Origin of the sequence: Alienimonas sp. DA493 (assembly GCF_043951915.1) — a bacterium.
Classification (GTDB): Bacteria; Planctomycetota; Planctomycetia; order Planctomycetales; family Planctomycetaceae; genus Alienimonas.
Genome location: NZ_JBINJD010000112.1, coordinates 1 through 16,817, shown reverse-complemented (window position 1 = coordinate 16,817; position 16,817 = coordinate 1). Strand labels below are relative to the sequence as shown.

The following is a 16,817-nucleotide window of genomic DNA, read 5'->3' as shown; positions in this document are numbered from 1 at the left end:
CTCACGCCGTTCGCCCCTATTCGGCCGGGCCGGCCGTTTCCAGGTCGAGGTACTGGGTGGTGAAGTTCAACGCCGCAGCGTCGTCCTCGAAGCCGTAGCTCGGAGCGTCGGCGCCGGTGTGGTTCGCGGTGAACTCGGCGACCTTGGGCATGGTCTGCTCGGCGAACTCCGCCTTGGTCATCAACGCCTTCGCCTCCTCGGCGGTGGCGTAGAAGCGGGACTGCTCCATGACCGTGTTCATCTCCTCCAGGCTCAGCTTCATGCCGACGCGCTCGCCGAGGGCGACCTTCAGGTCGTCGTCGGCGTTCAATTTCGTGTTGAAGGCGTGGAAGGTCTCCGCGAGGCAGGCGGCGAAGCGGTCGCCGCCTTCTTTGGCGAGGCTGTCTTTGCCGATCGCCACCAGGTCGATGACTTCTTCCGGAATCTCCGAGGAGTCCATCAGCCGTTGGGCGTTCGGCGTGTTCTTCTCGGCGGAGAGCAGGAACGGGTTCCAGACGCAGCAACTCTTAATCTGGCCGTCCTGCAAGGCCCGGGCGGCCTCGGCGGGGTCCATGGATTTATACGGGTAGTCCATCGGGTTCTCGCCGCGTTCCTCCAGGCAGCGCCGGAAGACGTACTGAGAGACGGTCGCCTCCAGCCCGCGGGTGTCGACGGCCTTCAAACCGGCGACGTCGTCCACGCCCACGGCCAGCACGGCGTCGCCGCCCACGCTCGTGCTGGTCGGGAAGGCGACGACCGCCGGGCGGCCGCCGGCCAGCGGGAGGATGTCGATGTTGGTGATGCAGACCGCGTCGACCTGCCCGTCGGCGTACAGGCCCAGGCAGGGGTCGTAGTCCGCCTGTTTGAGGACCACGTCCACGTCCCACTTCTGCTCCATCTCGCCCATGGAACCCTGGGCGCCGTCGATCAGCCCCTCGCCCTCGGCCACGCCGAAGGCGCTCCAGGAGGGGTATTCGCTCCAGGCGAGGGAGAAGACCGGCGTGTCGGCGTCGGCGGTCGCGGGCGGGACGGCGCCGGGCCGGACGGGCTCGTCCTTGTCGGAGGAGCAGCCGGGCAGCGCGACGGCCAGGCCGGCGGCGAGGGCGGCCAGCAGGCGGGGGGACCAGCGGGAGATCATCGGAGCGTCCTCGGGGGGAAGTGCGGGGGGAAACGCGTGGGGGGACAACGCACGAACCGCCGCCTCGGATCGCCGGGCGGACCGTCCGATCTTCCGGTTCAGCTTTCGGGGATACTGGTTTTGACCGGGGCCTCGTTGACCGCCGGGGCGCCGTCGGCCTCCTGGCTGAGGCCGATGAGGGCGTCGAATTCGTCCTCGGCGGCGTCGGCCTGGGCGTAGGCGAGGAAGTCGTCCTCGGCCTTCTGGGCGTCCAGCCCGGCGACCTCCCGACTGATGCGGGCGTTCGCCTTGGCCTTGTTCCGCAGCTCGCGGAGTTCCCGCAGCTCCTCGCCGGTCCGATCCTCGGCGAGGCCGGTCATCATATCGGCGAGCTGCTTTTCCTCCTGGGCGCTCATCACGTCGGCGACGGCGTCGTGCTTTTCCTCCTTCAGCTGGTCCAATTCGCGCATCAGCGACTGGATCTGCGTTTTGTGGCCCTCGACGTTGGTGACGAGCTGCTCCAGGTCCGCCTCGATCTCCGCGGCGCGGTCCTGCTTTTCCTGCAGGGTGGAGCTGAAGTCTTTAAAGGCGGCACTGCACTTGAGGTATTCGGGGTCCTTTTTGACCGCCTCCGCGTCGCCGTTGTGGCTCTGGGCGACCTTGCGGGCCTTCGCCGCGGCGCCGGCCTTGAGCTGCTCCAGCTTTTCAATCTCGCCGACCAGCGTTTGGAGCCGCTGCTTTTTGGACTCCTCCTGGGCGATCATCCCGGCGATCGCGTCTTTATAGGTGTTGATGCGGCTGCGTTTCTCGCGGACGATCCGGTCGTAGTTCGCTTTGATGACGTCGGGGTTGGACCGCAGCCCCTCGCCGGCCTTGTCCATCTTGCCGGTGAACAGGTAGCCGATGGAGCGGAGCAGACGGCCGAGGGCGCCGAACATGGGTCGAGGACGGTGGGAGGGCGGGACGTGTGCGAGCGGGAACGCCCGGCGGGCAAAGGCGGTTCACGCCGCGAGTGTGCAAAAGCGCCGCGGGGGGCGAAAGGGATGCGGGATCGGGGATGTCGGACGCCAGCGGCGACGTACTTCCGCATCCCACATCCCAAATCCGCCGTCGCTCATCCCCTCACTCCCGCACCCGTCCCGAGCCCGGGTCGAGTTCGTTCAGGCGGGCTTCGGTGCGGCGGGCGACTTCCATGGTGGCGTCCAGTTCGGCCCGCAGGCGGCCCAGGTCGCCCTCCTTCCGTTTGACGGGGGCCTCCCGCACCTCGCTGACGGTGCGGGCGAGGTGGCGGACGGTCTCGGAGACCTCTTTGAGAATCGCCTGCCGGTCGGCCCGCAGCTCCTTGCGGGCCGGGCCGGCGAGCGTGCGGGCGGTCTCGTCCAACTCCAGGCTGTGCCGCAACTGGGCGACGCAGGCGGCGAACACCTCCTCGGCCCGGTCCTTCACGATCCCCCCGGCCCCGCCGAGCTTGCCTTCCGCTTCGTCCCGCTCCAGTCCGTCGCGGATCTGCCGCAGGGCCCGGAGCAGTTTTTGGGAGGAGGGGTCGCCGTCGCGTTGCAGGGCCCGGTCGAGCTTGTCGAGCTCCGTTTCCTTGGCGGCCTTCTCCTGATCGATCAGCTTCCGCCAGGCGTTCTGCGTGACGGCCTCCAGCTGGGTGAGCCACCGGGTCGCCAGCATCCCCCCGCCGGCCAGCAGCCCGCCGACGCCGGCGAACAGCCAGGTCGGGTCCCCGCCGGCCCACCCGACGGCCAGGGCCGTCCCGCCCAACAGCGCCGGCCCGAGCGTCCACGGCGAGACGATCAGATCCAGCGTGGCCTGCTGACGAACCTCGGCGGGCGTGGGCACGGCGAACCGGCAACGGGGGAGAACGGGGGCGGCGAATCGTGCGGCAACCCGCCCCGCGACGCAACGCCCCCCGCCGCCGCCGGATCACCGCACGCCAAGCGTGCCCGTGTGCGCTGCCCTCACGCCGGAGCGGAGCGTCAGCGCAGCGGAGGCGGGTGAGCATGCGAACGACGCGGCCCGGCCCGGAACGATCGGGCGCCGCACTCCATGCCCACCCCGCGGCGGGCCGGGTCGGCGAGACGACCGGCATCGCACTCGCCGCGGTGAGAGCATGGCGTCCGACGATGAGAACATGGTGCCCGCCGCCGACCGTCCGAGCTACAAAGGAATGTTCTCGCAGTCTTTTTTGCGGCCCTCGCACAGGAGATTCAGGGCCGACATTCCGTCGACGCCCAAATAGCAAAGCAAAGCCTCCGTACAGGCATACACTCGCCCGCTACTCGTCATCAGCAGGTCCATGTGGTTGGAGTGAGCCTGTCCGATCGGCACAACCTCTTCGCCGAGGTGCTCCGCGTAATGCTCGAACCACTCGGGCCCGAGCATCGCGGCTCGCTCGACGTCGAAATTACAGTCCGTGTTTAGCGACAGGTCGTGCGAATTAGGAAACATTAGGCGCAGTCCGCCGAACTCGCTGAGAAAATGGATCGCCGCCTCGAAATCGGAGTACCCGACCTTCTTATAATCGGCGACGTACACCGACACGTCGACCGCCCGACCGGGGTGCCAGCCCGCCCGCCGGAGCACCACGACGGTCTCGTCCGAAAGCTCAGACATTAACGGGCCGTTTCTCTATTCTCGGTGCGAGCGCCTTCACCCCCGCCGGCCGCGGGGCTGGCGGCGGCCGCCGGGGTTTTGCTCCGGGCCCTCGTCGGTCATCGCGCCCAGCACGAGGTCGAACTGCGCCTGCCATTCGCCGGCGGCGCTGCCCGCGACCGGCTCCCAGGGGACCATCAGCAGGTCGCGCTCGGCCTCGGTCGTGCTCCGCATCACGCCGTCGCGGGCGTTCTGCTCGTGGCCTTTAATATAACACTGCGTCGTCAGCAGGCGGTTGTCGCCCTTGTTGACGGCGACGTGGATGTGCGGGGTGCGGCCGGGGTACGGGACCGGCTTGATCGTGCGGAAGTAGTAGCGGCCCTGGGCGTCCGTCAGGAACCGGCCGAAGCCCTGGAAGCCGCCGTCGCGGTTCTCGTTGGAGGCCCCGCGGGTGTGGATGTAGTTGCCGTTGGCGTCGCACTGCCAGATCTCGACCGTCGCCCCGCGGACCGGCTCGCCGGCCTGGGTCAGCACCTGCCCGGTGAGGTGGGTGACTTCGCCGAGGGCCGGGGTGCTGGCGTCGTTCAGGCGGAGCAGGTCGTTGTCCGTGTCGAGCGGCAACTTGTCCGGGTAGAACGGCCCCTCGGTCTGCCGGGGGGTGCGGGACAGGGTCTTTTCGAGCTCCTCCGCGAAGGCGCCGGGGGTGTGCCACAACCGCTCGGCGAGCAACAGCCCCCCGCCGGCGGCGAGCCCCGCCTGGAGGGACGTGGTCAGAAAGCGGCGGCGGCTGGACATCGGGGCGGGCTCCGAGCGGAGGGGGGCGAGCGAACGAGTGTACCCGTTCCAACCCCGCCGCGGGCGCGGGGTGTCGCCGTTCGCAGCCCGAACGGCGCGAGCGACCGCCGCGTCCCGGACGCTTCAAGCGTCCGGGACGCTCCCGCGGCGGAGCGGCCGGGCCCTCTCGCCCCGCTCCATCCGCCCGGCGAGCGTCCACCAGAAGGCCGCGAACGCGGCGTGCCCCAGCGCGACGAAGCCGGCCGCGATCATCGCCCCGAACCAGAGCCACTTCTCCCGCCGTGTGAACCGCCCGTTGAGCGGCAGCACGAAGAACAGCGGCCCGTACGGCAGGGCGAACAGCAGCCAGAGGACCAACCCCGCGATGATCCCACCGGGCGTGCCCATCGCCTCCGCCATCCACAAGTTCGCTTTCCGGTTCCCGGCCAGCAGCGAATACGCCATGGCGCCGAACCACAGCGGCGCCGCGACCGCGGCCGTGACGGCCAGCGTGCGGCAGAGCGTGACCTGCACGTGCGGCGGGATCGTCCTCAACGCCTCGCCCTGCGGACGACCGCCGCCCCCACACAGACCGCCGCCGCCAAAACCCCGACCGCCAGCCCCACCGCGACCGGGGCGTCATAGAGAACCGTCTGGCTGACGTCCGGCCCGTTCCTCGCCACGTCGGCCGCCCGCAGGCGGTGGAACGCGAGCGTCCCCGTCGCTGCGGCGAGCAGTTGCACGCCCGCCCCGACCCACCGCTCGCCCGCGGCGAACAGCCCCGCCCCGGCGCCGACCGCCGCGCCCCATAGGATCACCAGCGGGAGGGAGATCAGCACGACGGCCTGTCCGTAGCTGACCGCGCCCGGCGCCGGCGGGCGGTTCGCTTCGGCGTACAGGATCGCCGCGAGGAGACCCGCTGCCGTCAGCGTCCCGCCGGCGATCGCCGCCAGCGCCAGCGCCGCGCAGCCCGAGGTCGGTTCCGCGGCTCCCTCCGGAGGAGGGACCGAGGATTCGGCCGGGATCTCGTCCGGCCCGGGCAATTGCGGAGGCGGCGGCATCGCGGGGGCGCCAGCGGACGGGCGAAGGCCCCACCCTACCGCCGCCGCCCGCCGGCCGTGAACTTCGCGGCGGCGTCGGTATCCTCTGGCCCGCCCGCCCGTTTTCCTCCGCGCCCGCTCCGCCGCCGTGCCCCGCGTTCTCATCACCGACAACCTCTCCCCCGCCGGGCTGGAGAAACTCGAAGCGGCCGGCGGCATCGAGGTCGTCGTCAAAAGCGGCCTCACCCCCGAACAGGTCCGCGAGGAACTCAAAGAGGCCGACGGCATCATCGTCCGCAGCGGCACCAAGCTGACTCCGGAGATCCTCGAAGGCCAGCCCCGCCTCAAGGCCGTCGCCCGGGCCGGCGTGGGCGTGGACAACATCGACCTGCCCGCCGCCACCAAGGCCGGCGTGGTCGTGATGAACACCCCCAGCGGGAACACCGTCTCCACCGCCGAGCAGGCGCTGGCGCTGATGTTCGCCCTCTCCCGCAACACCGCCCCCGCCGCCCAGAGCATGAACGAGGGCAAGTGGGACCGCAAAAAATACACCGGCACCCAGCTGGCCGGCAAAACGATCGGCGTCGTCGGGCTCGGCCGCATCGGCCAGGCCGTCGCCCGCCGCTGCGTCGCCCTGGAAATGGACGTCATCGGCTACGACCCGTTCCTGAGCTCTGATCGGGCGAAGGAACTGGGCGTGGAGCTGGTCCGGGACGTGGACCAGCTCGTCCCGCGGGTGGACTACCTCACCGTCCACACCCCGCTGACGGAGGAGACGAAGGGGCTCATCAACGCCGAGCGTATGAAGGCCATGAAGAAGGGCGTGCGGCTGATCAACTGCGCCCGCGGCGGCATCATCGACGAGGCGGCGCTGGCCGAGGCCCTGAAGGACGGCACCGTCGCCGGGGCGGCGCTGGACGTCTACACGGAGGAGCCGCCGCCGGCCGATTCGCCGCTCCGCGGCTGCCCCAACCTGCTGATGACCCCGCACCTGGGCGCCAGCACGGAGGAGGCCCAGGAACTCGTCGCCCTGGAGGCGGCGGAGATCATGGCGAACTTTTTGAAGACGGGCGAGATTCGTCATGCGGTCAATATGGTGCCCGTCAGCGGGGCGGAGATGGCCGAGGTGCGGCCGTACCTGGACCTCGGCTATCGGCTGGGCGTGCTGCTGAGCCAGATCACCGGCGACGCGGGGGTGAACGGGGTGAAGCTCGCCTTCCGCGGCGAGGCGGCGAAGAAGAAGACCGGGCTGGTCGCCGGCGCCTTCGCCGCCGGCCTGCTCGCCGACGCCGTGGAGGACGTCAACCTCGTCAACGCCGCCGCCGTCGCCCGGGACCGCGGCATCACCATGGAGGAGACCAAGAGCGAGTCGGCCGGCGACTTCAGCACGAGCGTCTCCGCCACCGTGACCACCGACGCCGGCGAGCACGTCGTCGCCGGCACCTTGTTCGGCAGCGGCTACCTGCGGCTGATCCGCCTGGACGGCTTCCACCTGGACGCCTTCCTGGACGGCATCCTCCTCATCTACCGCCACCGGGACGTGCCCGGCCTGATCGGGTTCATCGGCAACCTGCTGGGCGAAGAGGGGACGAACATCGCCGATATGTCCCTGGGCCGCTCCCGGGACGAACCCGGCGGCGACAGCGTCGCGGTGCTGCACCTCGACCAGTGCCCGTCCGAGGCGGCGATGAAAAAGATCGCCGACCACCCGGAGGTCACCGGCGTGCGGGCCGTGAAGCTGCCGGGCCGCGGCGAGGCCCTGCCCGGCGTGCTGGCCAAGGCGGACTGAACGGTTCGGTTCGCGGAAATCTCCGGTTGTTCGGGGATTGAGCGGTCCGGCGGCCGACGGCCGGGGTTCGGAATGGGCTTTCACGCCCGCGCCCCCCTCCGGCGAAAATCATGCGTCATTGCCTCCGTTGCTGTCCCCCCGGCCGCCCCCCGGGGTGGAAGCGACGCCCCGGCGTCGAGCCGCCCCGCCAATCCTGCCGGCGGGCGGGGTTTACGCTCATTGAGCTGCTGGTGGTCATCGCGATCATCGCGGTGCTGGCCAGCCTGTTGTTGCCGGCCGTACAGCGGTCCCGCGAGGCGAGCCGCCGCACCCAGTGTTTGAACAACACGAAGCAGATCCTGCTGGCGCTGCATAACTACCACGCTGCGATCCAGCACTTTCCCGAGGGCGTCGACACGCTCGGCACGCCGATCTGGGTGTCGATCCCCTGCGGCGGCGACGACGAGAGCCCGATGGTCTGGGGCACCAAATACGAAAGCGTCCCGCGGCTGGCGAGCGGCGCCCCGGGCCCCAGCGGCCTGTACCTGTCCCAGTACTGGGGGTGGCACGCCCGCATCCTGAGCCAACTGGACCAGCCGATTCTCGGCCGGATGGTCAGCGACCACTGCGCCCGGCTGGCGATCGAGGAGAACCGGGCCGCGGCGATCTCGACGGTCCCCACGTTCATCTGCCCCTCCGCCTCGCCGCCCCCGCGGGCGGTGGACCTCCCGGACGACGTCACCGACGACGGCCTGAACGGGACGAACTGGGCGGCGAACTATTACCTCGGCGCCGCCGGCAGCCTGGTCTCGCCGGGCGAAGACGGCCTGGGCGTGCGGATCGGGGGCTTCTTCGAGGTCGGCCGACCGCTGAAGATGCGCGACGTCACCGACGGCTCCCCCCAGACGCTGGCCGTGATTGAATCCACGATCGGATTCTGGGCCGAGGGGCAGAAGTGCTGCACGAGCTACCCGACCCCCTCGATGGCCGGCACCCCCGGCGACCCGCCGATCTTCCACGCCGGCTCCGCGGGGAACCTCAGCAGGGAGACGGTCAGCGACCCCGACGCCGCCTTCACCACGCCCGGCTCCTGGCACGCGGACGGCGTGAACGCCGGCTTCGTCGACGGCCACGCCACGATGCTCGCCTATTCCATCGACCGCGACGTCTACCGCCGCCTGATCGAGCGGAACGACGGCCGGCAGGTCGAGGCGCCCTGACGTCGACAGGAAATTCGAACCTTTTTTCTAAGACGGCCTTTTCCCCAGATCGCCCCGGGACGTCCGGGGTTCGGAATCAGCCCCCGCCCCGGGCGGGGGAGCGCGGTGCGAGGCGGTCGGCCGTCCATCGCGCGGTTCCGATCCGATCGTGACCGTCCGCAACGATCTGCTAAACTGCACGCGTCCCCAACGAAGCCCGCCCCGTATGCTCACCGCCCGCCGCCCGCCTTCACCCCTTTCCCGCCCAGCCGCCCGACGGGCCGGGTTCACGTTGATCGAACTGCTGGTGGTCATCGCGATCATCGCGGTGCTGGCCAGCCTGTTGTTGCCGGCCGTGCAGTCCGCCCGCGAGCGGGCCCGGGCCGCCCAGTGCATGAACAACGTGAAGAATATCGCCCTGGCGATGCACAACTATCACTCCGCCTTTAAATGCTTTCCGGCCGGCGCCGTCGTTCGTCCGCCCGCTTCCGACAATGACTCGGACGTCCCGGACGAATTCTTCCACGGCATGGTGATCGCCGGGCAGAAACTCCCCAACGGCGCGACGATGTCCGACAGCGCCGTGCCCGTCCAGGGCGTCGCCATCAGCAATTACTGGGGATGGCATGCGCTCATCCTGCCCCAGATGGACCTGACCCCGACGCACCGGTTGATCGGATTCGGCGCCGAAGTCGACCTGCCCCGTTTCCCCGCCGGCGATTCGAACCCCCCGCAGTTTCAACGGGACAACCTGGCGGCCGCTCTGTTCGACGTCCAGTCTTACGTCTGCCCCAGCGCCTCCATGGTGGAGCCGAAAGACGAAACCATCGAGGGCGTCCCCGGGCTGCCGGATCTCGACACCGGCCCGTTCGGCCGCTCGAACTACATCGGCAGCGCCGGCCTTCGGACGCTGACGACTGACGACGAAGGCAACACCGTCGTCAGCCGCATCGGCGGCATGTTCGGTCCGAACATGGCCACCAGCTTCCGGGACGTGCCGGACGGCACCACCAGCACGATTTTGATCATCGAATCCCTCTACGGGATCTGGGCCGAAGGCTATCACTGCTGCACGAGCCACGAGTTGGGCCAACCGGTCTTCTCTCCCGGCGTGGTCGGGAACAACCTCGGGTTCATCTCCGGGGATCAGGTCTTCACCAAGCCCGGCGCCTGGCATGCGGAGGGGGCGAACATCGCCTTGGTCGACGGCTCCGCGCAGATGCTGAACTACACGATCGACGAAGAGACCTACAGCCGCCTGATCCAGCGGAACGACGGTCAGCAGGTCGACAAAGAGTGGTGATCCCCAAACGGCCCTGATCCCCAAACGGCCCTGACCGCCATGCGCACGCCCGCCCCGAACCGCAGATCGCCGCGGGCGGCGTGTCTGACGCTCGCCGTCCTGTTCGCCACCGGCTCCGCGGCCCCCGCCGCGGAGCCGGTTTCTCCTGCGCAACGGCTGAACGCGGCGAAGGTGCGGGTCGTGCTGTTCGTCCCCCGCGGCCTGCGGCCGCCGACGGATTACCAGGAGGGGATCGACCGCCTCGCCGACTACGCCGACCGGTTCCTCCTCGACGGCCTGAGGCGCTGGGGGCACGAGCCGGGCGTGAAGTCGCTGTTCGTCCGCGTCGACGAGAACGGCAAGCCGACCGACGACGGGACCGGCTCCGTCGAAGTGCTGGGCGTGATCGGGGAGCACGGCCCCGACCGCTACGCCAAACCGGACACGCACAAGGAGGCGATCGCCTCCGCGATGCAGCATTTCGACCTGCCGGCCAAGGGCGATCTGTGGTGGGTCCTCGTCTACAAGGGCGACCCGCCCGCGCGGTTCGCCGACTTCCGCGGCGGCAGCTCGCCGCAATTCGGCGGGTGGTCGATCGCCAACTACGACAGCCGCTTCTCCCGGCTCCGGCCGACCGCCCCGATCTCCGCCGGCCTCGGGGACGAGACGGCGTTGAAGGGGACGATTCACGAACTCGGCCACGCCTTCGGCCTGCCGCACATCGGTCCGAAGGCGGCCCGCGTGCGGACCAGCAACACGCTGATGGGGGCGACGAACTTCAATTACCGCCGCGTCACCGGCCGCCCCAGCCGGGACGCCCACCTCAGCGAGGCCGCCGCGGCGATGCTCGCCGTGCACCCAGTCGTCCGCGGGACGCCGCTGAGCGAATGGCGCCTGCCGGCGGTGCGGGTCGACGACCTCGCCCTGCGGCCGACGCCGACCGGCAAGGGATTCGCCCTCGCCGGGGCGGTGCGAACTTCCGGGGAGAAGCCGGTGCACGCCGTGCTCGGCGATCACCCGGACGACCTGCCGGGCAGCTACTGGGCGAAGCACTACGTCGCCCCGGTGGCCGCCGACGGTCGCTTCATCGTGCCGGTGACGGAGGCGTCGGCGGCGGACGGGGAGTTGCGGCTGTGGTTCACCTTCCCCAGCGGCGCCACGACCGGCGACGGCCGGGCCCGCGGGGGACGCGGCGCCGTCACGCTCCCCTACCGCCACGCCGACGGCCGCTGGACGCTGACGCACTGAAGCTCCGGCGGGGCCGGCCGCCGCGAACGCCCGGGCCGACGGCGGCGGCTTTTCCCGTCCCGCGGCCGGGCCGCGGGACGGACGGTGGCGCGTCTCCCGCCCCGCCCGCCCGCGTTCCCGCCGATGACCTCCCAGATTCCCGTTCCCGAAGCCGCCCGGGCGGACGAGTCGCCCGCGGACCTCACCCCCGGGCCGGTGCACGAGGCGCTCGGCGACGTCGCCTACCGTCGGCTGGGGATCGTTAACGTCGCCTTCGTCGGAGCGCCCGGGTGCGGGGCGGGGAACTGGGTTCTGCTCGACGCGGGCCTGCCGGGCACGGCGGACCGCATCCGCGAAGTCGCCGCCGAGCGGTTCGCCGCGGGCGGGACCGACGCGGGGGCGCCCTGCCCGCCCGCGGCGATCCTGATGACGCACGGGCACTTCGATCACGTCGGCGTGTTGGAGGAGCTCGCCGCGGAGTGGGACGTGCCGGTCCTCGCCCACCCCGCGGAGGCCCCGTTCCTCACCGGCCGGGAGAGCTACCCGCCGCCGGACCCGATGGCCGGCGGGGGCCTGGTGAACCTCTCCAGCGCGCTGTTCCCCCGCGGCCCCGTGGACGTGGGCGACCGGCTGCGCACGCTGGAAACGGACGGCGCTCCCGACGGCGGCGGCCCCGTCCCGCCGCTGCCCGGCTGGCGCTGGCTGCCGACGCCCGGCCACACGCCCGGCCACGTCTCGTTCTGGCGGCCGTCCGACCGCACGCTGCTGAGCGGGGACGCGGTGATCAGCACGGAGCAGGAAAGCGCCTACGCCGTCGCCACGCAGCGGGAGGAGGTGCACGGCCCGCCGATGTACTTCACCCCCGACTGGTCCGCCGCCGCCGCCAGCGCCCGCAAACTCGCCGCGCTGGAGCCCGAGACCCTCGTCACCGGCCACGGCCGCGCCCTCGCCGGCCCCGCGATGCGGTCGGCGCTGCGGGAGTTGGCCGATCGGTTCGAGGAGGTCGCGGTCCCCGCGGGGTGACCGACTGGCGGGGGCCGGCCCGCCGCCGCACCATGGCCGCCCCCCGCCCGAACGACCTGCCGCCGATGACCGTTTTCTCTCACCCCCGTCGCCAATGGCTGCTGGGGGACGCGGAGCACGGCGGGCTGGTCCTGCTCCCGCAGTTCGGGGCGGCCGGCGGGCGGACGCTCCGCCCGCCGAACAGCTACGCCCTGCTCTTCCCGCCGGACCGTTCGTCCGGGGCCGACGCGCCGCGGGCCCTGCTGATCGACGCCCCGCTGCGGCACGCCCTGCCCGGCGTGCGGGGGTTGAAGGACGAGGGGGCGGCGATCGTGGGCTGTCTGTTGACCCACGCCGACCTCGCCGTCCGCGGCGACGCCTTCGACGCCCTGGCCGGCGAGTTCGAGACCCCGTTCTTCCTGCACCCCGAGGACCGCCACGACCCCCGCGTGCGGGGGTTGATGGTGGAGTGGGAGGACCCGATCGAGGCCTGCGAGCCCGGCGGCCCGCTGGCCGAGTTGCCGGTCGAGGTCCTGCACTGGCCGGGGCGGACGCCGGGGTCGGTGATGCTGTCCACGCCGGCGTTCGGCGGCGTATTGCTGACGGGCGATTCCGCGATCGCCCCCGGCCCGATGCAGCCGGACGACGCGCTCCCGCTGGCCCGCCCGCCGGCCCCGCCCCCGCCCTTCTCGCCCACCGACGGGCAGGTCTGCGACGCCTGGCGGGCGCTGCTGACCCGCTGGGAGACCGACGGCCCCCCCCGCACGCTCGCCCCGCTGCACGGGGCGATCCACGTCGACGCCGACGTCCCGGCGCTGATCCGCGGCCTGCTGGCCGCGGCCCCGGAGGAGCCGCAGGTCCGCGAAACGGCGTGAGGTTCGCAGCTCGCCGTCGCCGTGAGGCGGCGCGTTGAGAGTGGATCGCGCCGCCTGGTGCGCTCTTCCGCAGAACGTCGCGGCTGATACCAGCCCGATGCGCAAGCATCGGCCGTCAGCGCAGCCGAGGCGTCGAACGACGCACGGCCGGAGCTTGCGCTCCGGGCTGGTAAGGTCCGCGACGGCTTCGAGAAGATCGCTCTAACGGGGACGACGGCGAACGGCCTGTCACCGCCCCCTCACCCCCGGCCCCTCTCCCCCACAGGGGGCGAGGGGGAAACGCGAAACGCCCCGGACGCGGGGGCGTCCGGGGCGTCGACGGTTCGCGGTTCAACCGGGACTCACTCGGCGTAGAACTTGGTCAGTTCCTCGTGGATCAGCGGCTCGCTGATGCTCTCGCTGACCAGGCGGGTCTGGAACCGCTTGCTGCCGGGGGTCGTGCCCTTCAGCCGCAGGGTGTAGACCTCTTTGGCGCCGGGCTCCAGCTCCGGGAGGCTGTCGAACAGGATCAGGTTGCCCTCGGTGCGGTAGGCGGCAGGGCCGCGGACGGCGCCGACCGTCGTGCCCTCCGGCACCCGGCAGGCCAGACCGACGGTCTTGGCGGCGGCGGTGCCCTCGTTGGAAACGGTCACGGTGAATTCGGTCTCGGCGCCGACCTCGACCGGGTCGTCGGTGTCCTGAATCTTCAGCACCAGGCTGGCGGTGCCCTCGATCCGGGTGAGGTGCTCGGCGCCGGCCTTGGCCCGGCTGCTGGCGGAGACCTCCGCCCGATGCAGCTGCTCCCCGCCGGCGACGGCCTTGAGGTTCACCGTGGCGGTCACGCTGCCGCCGGCCTCGATGCGGCCCAGGAACCACCGCACCGTGCGGCCGGCCGGGTCGTGGGTGCCGCTGCGGTCGGCGGAGAGGAACTCGAAGCCGTCCGGCACGCGGTAGCCCAGGCGGACGTTGTCCGTGGCGGCGTCGCCGGGGTTGGAGACGGTCAGGGTCATCGCGGCGGTGCGGTTGACGTACCGCAGGCCGGGACCGTCGATCGACAGGTCGATCTGCGGGCTCTTCACCTGGATGTCGGCGGCGGTCTCGGCCTGCAGGCCGCCCTCGCCGCGGACCTGCACGGAGATCGTCTGCACCCCGCCGACGCTCGTCAGCAGGCCGAGGCGGACCGGCTTGGTTTCGCCGGCCGACAGGGCGCCGATGTTCATCGTCAGCCGCTTCGGACCGCCGCGGTGCTCCAGGCCCTCGGGCAGCAGGGCTTCGATCAGCACCTCATCCACGTGGCCGGTGCCGGGGTTGGAGACGAGGATCGTCTGCGTGGCCGGCTCGCCCAGCAGGACGTCGCGGGGGCCTTCCAGTTCGACCTTCAGCTTGGGCTCGGTGACGACCGGGGCGCCGCGGGCGATCAGGCGGCTGGTGACCATCGCCGCCAGCCGGTTCGCCGCGGCCGGGTCGTCGCCGCCGCCGACGGCGGTGGGGGTGTAAGTGAGGCGGATCTCCCGCTGCTCGCCGGCTTCCAGGGTGGGGAAGGTCCAGGTCGGATGGGGAGTGTCGACGCCGTCCTCCGGGGAGGGCTCCGCGGCGGCGAGGCCCATGTTGGCGGAGACGTCGCCGGTGACGGTCACGCCGTAGGCGGTCGCCGGGCCGGCGTTGGAGACGGTCAGGACCGAGGTGCACACCCGGCCGACGCGGATCGGACCGCTGTGCCGCCAGGTGGCGCTCAGTTCGGCGTGCTGCGGGCCGACCCCGCCGACGCCGATCGTGCTGACCAGCGGGCCGTGCGCGACCGGCTCCCCGGTCGGTTCGGCGTTCGGCTCCTCGGTCGGTTCGGCGTTCGGTTCCTCAAAGCCCTCCGGCATCTCCGGGGCGGGCACGGGGGCGACGTCCGTGGAGCGGGAGGCCGGCGTGCGGGCGGCCTCGGCGAGGCGCAGCTCCGCGTCGGTCGGCTCGGCGAGGGGGTTCGGCCGCGCGGGGGCCGGAACCGGAGCCGGGGTGAACGGGTCCGCGGCGGAGGCCGGGGCGATCGCCGGGGGGACGTCCGCGGCGACGGCGGCCTCGGCGGAGACCGCGGTCGGCTCCGGACCGGCCAGCGCCGGGCCGTCGGCTTGGGGAGCCTCGGCCTGGGAGGCTTCCGCTTTCGGAGAGAACGGATCCGCCATCGCGGCGAACGGGTCGCCCGTGCCGGAGACCGGCCGGATCGTCCCGGCGGCGCCGTCGGCGGGCATCGTCGCGGCGGCGGGCGTCACGGCGGGGGTCGCGGCGGGGGTCGCCGGGCCGAAGCCGAAGTCCGCGGCGCTGAAGGCGCTCCGCGGGGCGGCGGGACGGCGTTGCGTCACGCTTGGCTCCGACGCCGGCGCCGCGTCGTCGGCGGCGGCGGTCTTCGCCGGGGCGGCCGGCTTCGGTTCGGCGGCCTTCGCCGCGGCGGCCGGGGAGAAGAACGAATCGAGGTCGTCCACCGGGCGGCCGACGCCCGCGGCGGGGAACGCCGGCGGGGCGACGGTCCCGGGCGTTTCGGTCCCGGCGGTCTGCCGGATGCCGCCGCCGACGCCGTCGGTCTCGAACCCGGCCTGCATCACGCCGGAGCCGGACGGCTCGGCCGGGCTCGTCGCCGCTGTCTTCGCGGGGGTCGGCGCCGTCGGGATCGGCATGGCGAACAGGTCGTCCATCGCCTCGCCGCTGGTCGCCGGCCCCAGCGAATCGCCGGGGCCCTCGGCGAAGGCGGGCACGAACGCGGCGGGCGCGAGGGCGAGCAGCGCCGCGGCAAGGCCGCGGCGAATCAGCGCCGAGCGGCGCGCCGCCCGGGGTGAGGGGGCCGTACGGGGCATGGATCGAAGCGGCATGGGAAGCGAATGTCCTTCGTCCCGCGGACTCGCGAGGGGGCCGGGGTGTGAGCGGTCGGCCGAGGCGAATACGCCGGGGGTGCGGGGGTCCGCGGGGGCGTCGGGAGACCGGCCCGTCGTCGGGGCCCGGCGCCGGGGGCGGCCCGCTTGAGGGAAACCGCCGGACGTCGGGTCGGGCGGTCCGTGCCGGTCGCGCGGTCCGCCGTGGGACTGCTTCGGTTGCGGATCGGTGGGACCTTGAACCATTTTGTTCGTCTCCCACGGATTTCCCGGAACGCGCCGACGACGCGTCGTCGGTGGGGGGGAGAGACGGACCGATCGACCGCGGGAGCCTGATGGCGCAGTTACTGGTGAGCGTCCGCGACGCCGCCGAGGCCCGGGCCGCCCTCGCCGGCGGGGCGGACGTGATCGACGTGAAGGAGCCCGCCCGCGGCTCCCTGGGCCGGGCGGACGAAGCGGTGTGGGACGAGGTCGCCGCCCTCTGCGCCGCCGACGGCGATTCGTCCCGGGCCGCCGTCAGCGTCGCGCTGGGCGAAGCCGCGGAGCGGCCCTCGCTGCTGGAGACCCCGCTGATCCCCGCCGGCGTGCGGTGGGCGAAGCTGGGCCTCGCCGGGCTGCTCCCCCCGGACGCCCCCCCGGTCCGCAACCCGCAGTGGGTCTGGGACTGGCTGGACGCCCGCTTCCAGTACGAGGCGATCGCCGCGGAGCGGCGAACCTTTCAATGGGTCGCCGTCGCCTACGCGGACCACGCCGCCTGCGACGCCCCGGCGCCGGAGGCCGTGCTGGCGGAGGCGGCCCCCGCCGGCTGCGTCGCTCTGCTGGTCGACACCTTCCACAAGGACGGCCGCGGGCTGTTCGACCACCTGTCGGACGAGCGGCTGACGGAGTTGGGCGAACAGGCCCGGCGGCGGGGTCTCACCTTCGCCCTCGCCGGCTCGCTGACGATCGAGGACGTGCCGCGGGCGCTGGCCTGCGGGGCCGAGATCGTCGCCGTCCGCGGCGCCGCCTGCGACGGCGATCGCACCGGCCGCGTCAGCGAGGCGAAGGTGCGGGCGTTGAAGGACGCCGTGGCGAGCGGGGGGCGTTAGCCCCCCGCGCGTTCCGCGGCGTCCGCACGCTCGGGCC

At 72.2% G+C, this 16,817-nt stretch carries 15 protein-coding genes; 7 read left to right on the top strand and 8 right to left on the bottom strand.

Annotated elements, in window-relative coordinates; translation table 11 throughout:
- Window positions 1-16 precede the first annotated feature (16 nt).
- The 7 genes from ACG2DA_RS15950 to ACG2DA_RS15920 all read right to left on the bottom strand — a co-directional run bounded on the left by ACG2DA_RS15950 (window position 17) and on the right by ACG2DA_RS15920 (window position 5,529).
- Window positions 17-1,117: a hypothetical protein gene (locus ACG2DA_RS15950; protein ID WP_395256783.1), complete on the bottom strand. Its 1,101-nt coding sequence runs from the start codon at window positions 1,115-1,117 to the stop codon at window positions 17-19.
- Between the two features lie 98 nt (window positions 1,118-1,215).
- Window positions 1,216-2,034, bottom strand: coding sequence for a PspA/IM30 family protein (locus ACG2DA_RS15945; RefSeq protein ID WP_395256782.1), 819 nt, complete (start codon window positions 2,032-2,034; stop codon window positions 1,216-1,218).
- 184 nt (window positions 2,035-2,218) lie between these two features.
- A complete protein-coding gene (locus ACG2DA_RS15940; RefSeq protein ID WP_395256781.1) occupies window positions 2,219-2,941 on the bottom strand; it encodes a hypothetical protein in 723 nt (240 codons plus the stop codon).
- Between the two features lie 318 nt (window positions 2,942-3,259).
- Window positions 3,260-3,715: an SUKH-3 domain-containing protein gene (locus tag ACG2DA_RS15935; RefSeq protein ID WP_395256780.1), complete on the bottom strand. Its 456-nt coding sequence runs from the start codon at window positions 3,713-3,715 to the stop codon at window positions 3,260-3,262.
- A 36-nt stretch (window positions 3,716-3,751) separates the two neighbouring features.
- Window positions 3,752-4,489, bottom strand: a complete 738-nt coding sequence (locus ACG2DA_RS15930) for an intradiol ring-cleavage dioxygenase (RefSeq protein ID WP_395256779.1) — start codon at window positions 4,487-4,489, stop codon at window positions 3,752-3,754.
- A gap of 123 nt (window positions 4,490-4,612) precedes the next feature.
- Window positions 4,613-5,023, bottom strand: a complete 411-nt coding sequence (locus ACG2DA_RS15925; RefSeq protein WP_395256778.1) for a hypothetical protein — start codon at window positions 5,021-5,023, stop codon at window positions 4,613-4,615.
- Window positions 5,020-5,529, bottom strand: coding sequence for a hypothetical protein (locus tag ACG2DA_RS15920; RefSeq protein WP_395256777.1), 510 nt, complete (start codon window positions 5,527-5,529; stop codon window positions 5,020-5,022). Before ACG2DA_RS15920 ends, ACG2DA_RS15925 begins: the two co-directional genes overlap by 4 nt.
- A 127-nt stretch (window positions 5,530-5,656) precedes the next feature.
- Between ACG2DA_RS15920 and serA the strand changes: the two genes are divergently transcribed.
- The 6 genes from serA (at window position 5,657) to ACG2DA_RS15890 (ending at window position 12,861) form a co-directional block, all read left to right on the top strand.
- Window positions 5,657-7,297: a phosphoglycerate dehydrogenase gene (serA, locus tag ACG2DA_RS15915; RefSeq protein ID WP_395256776.1), complete on the top strand. Its 1,641-nt coding sequence runs from the start codon at window positions 5,657-5,659 to the stop codon at window positions 7,295-7,297.
- A gap of 110 nt (window positions 7,298-7,407) precedes the next feature.
- The gene (locus ACG2DA_RS15910; RefSeq protein WP_395256775.1) at window positions 7,408-8,496 is read left to right on the top strand and encodes a DUF1559 domain-containing protein; all 1,089 of its coding nucleotides are present in this window, start codon (window positions 7,408-7,410) and stop codon (window positions 8,494-8,496) included.
- Between the two features lie 205 nt (window positions 8,497-8,701).
- Complete coding sequence (locus ACG2DA_RS15905; protein ID WP_395256774.1) at window positions 8,702-9,778, top strand: DUF1559 domain-containing protein; 1,077 nt, start codon at window positions 8,702-8,704, stop codon at window positions 9,776-9,778.
- A 39-nt stretch (window positions 9,779-9,817) separates the two neighbouring features.
- Window positions 9,818-11,005, top strand: coding sequence for a hypothetical protein (locus ACG2DA_RS15900; RefSeq protein ID WP_395256773.1), 1,188 nt, complete (start codon window positions 9,818-9,820; stop codon window positions 11,003-11,005).
- A 123-nt stretch (window positions 11,006-11,128) separates the two neighbouring features.
- Entirely contained in the window at window positions 11,129-12,007 is an 879-nt protein-coding gene (locus tag ACG2DA_RS15895; RefSeq protein WP_395256772.1) for an MBL fold metallo-hydrolase, read from the top strand.
- Between the two features lie 65 nt (window positions 12,008-12,072).
- Complete coding sequence (locus ACG2DA_RS15890) at window positions 12,073-12,861, top strand: MBL fold metallo-hydrolase (RefSeq protein ID WP_395256771.1); 789 nt, start codon at window positions 12,073-12,075, stop codon at window positions 12,859-12,861.
- Window positions 12,862-13,202: 341 nt separating this feature from the next.
- Here the strand turns inward: ACG2DA_RS15890 and ACG2DA_RS15885 are convergent, their stop codons facing one another.
- Window positions 13,203-15,677, bottom strand: a complete 2,475-nt coding sequence (locus tag ACG2DA_RS15885) for a hypothetical protein (RefSeq protein WP_395256770.1) — start codon at window positions 15,675-15,677, stop codon at window positions 13,203-13,205.
- A 350-nt stretch (window positions 15,678-16,027) separates the two neighbouring features.
- Here ACG2DA_RS15885 and ACG2DA_RS15880 point away from each other — a divergent pair, with 350 nt between their 5' ends.
- Window positions 16,028-16,780: a (5-formylfuran-3-yl)methyl phosphate synthase gene (locus tag ACG2DA_RS15880; RefSeq protein ID WP_395256769.1), complete on the top strand. Its 753-nt coding sequence runs from the start codon at window positions 16,028-16,030 to the stop codon at window positions 16,778-16,780.
- The last annotated feature ends 37 nt before the right edge of the window (window positions 16,781-16,817 follow it).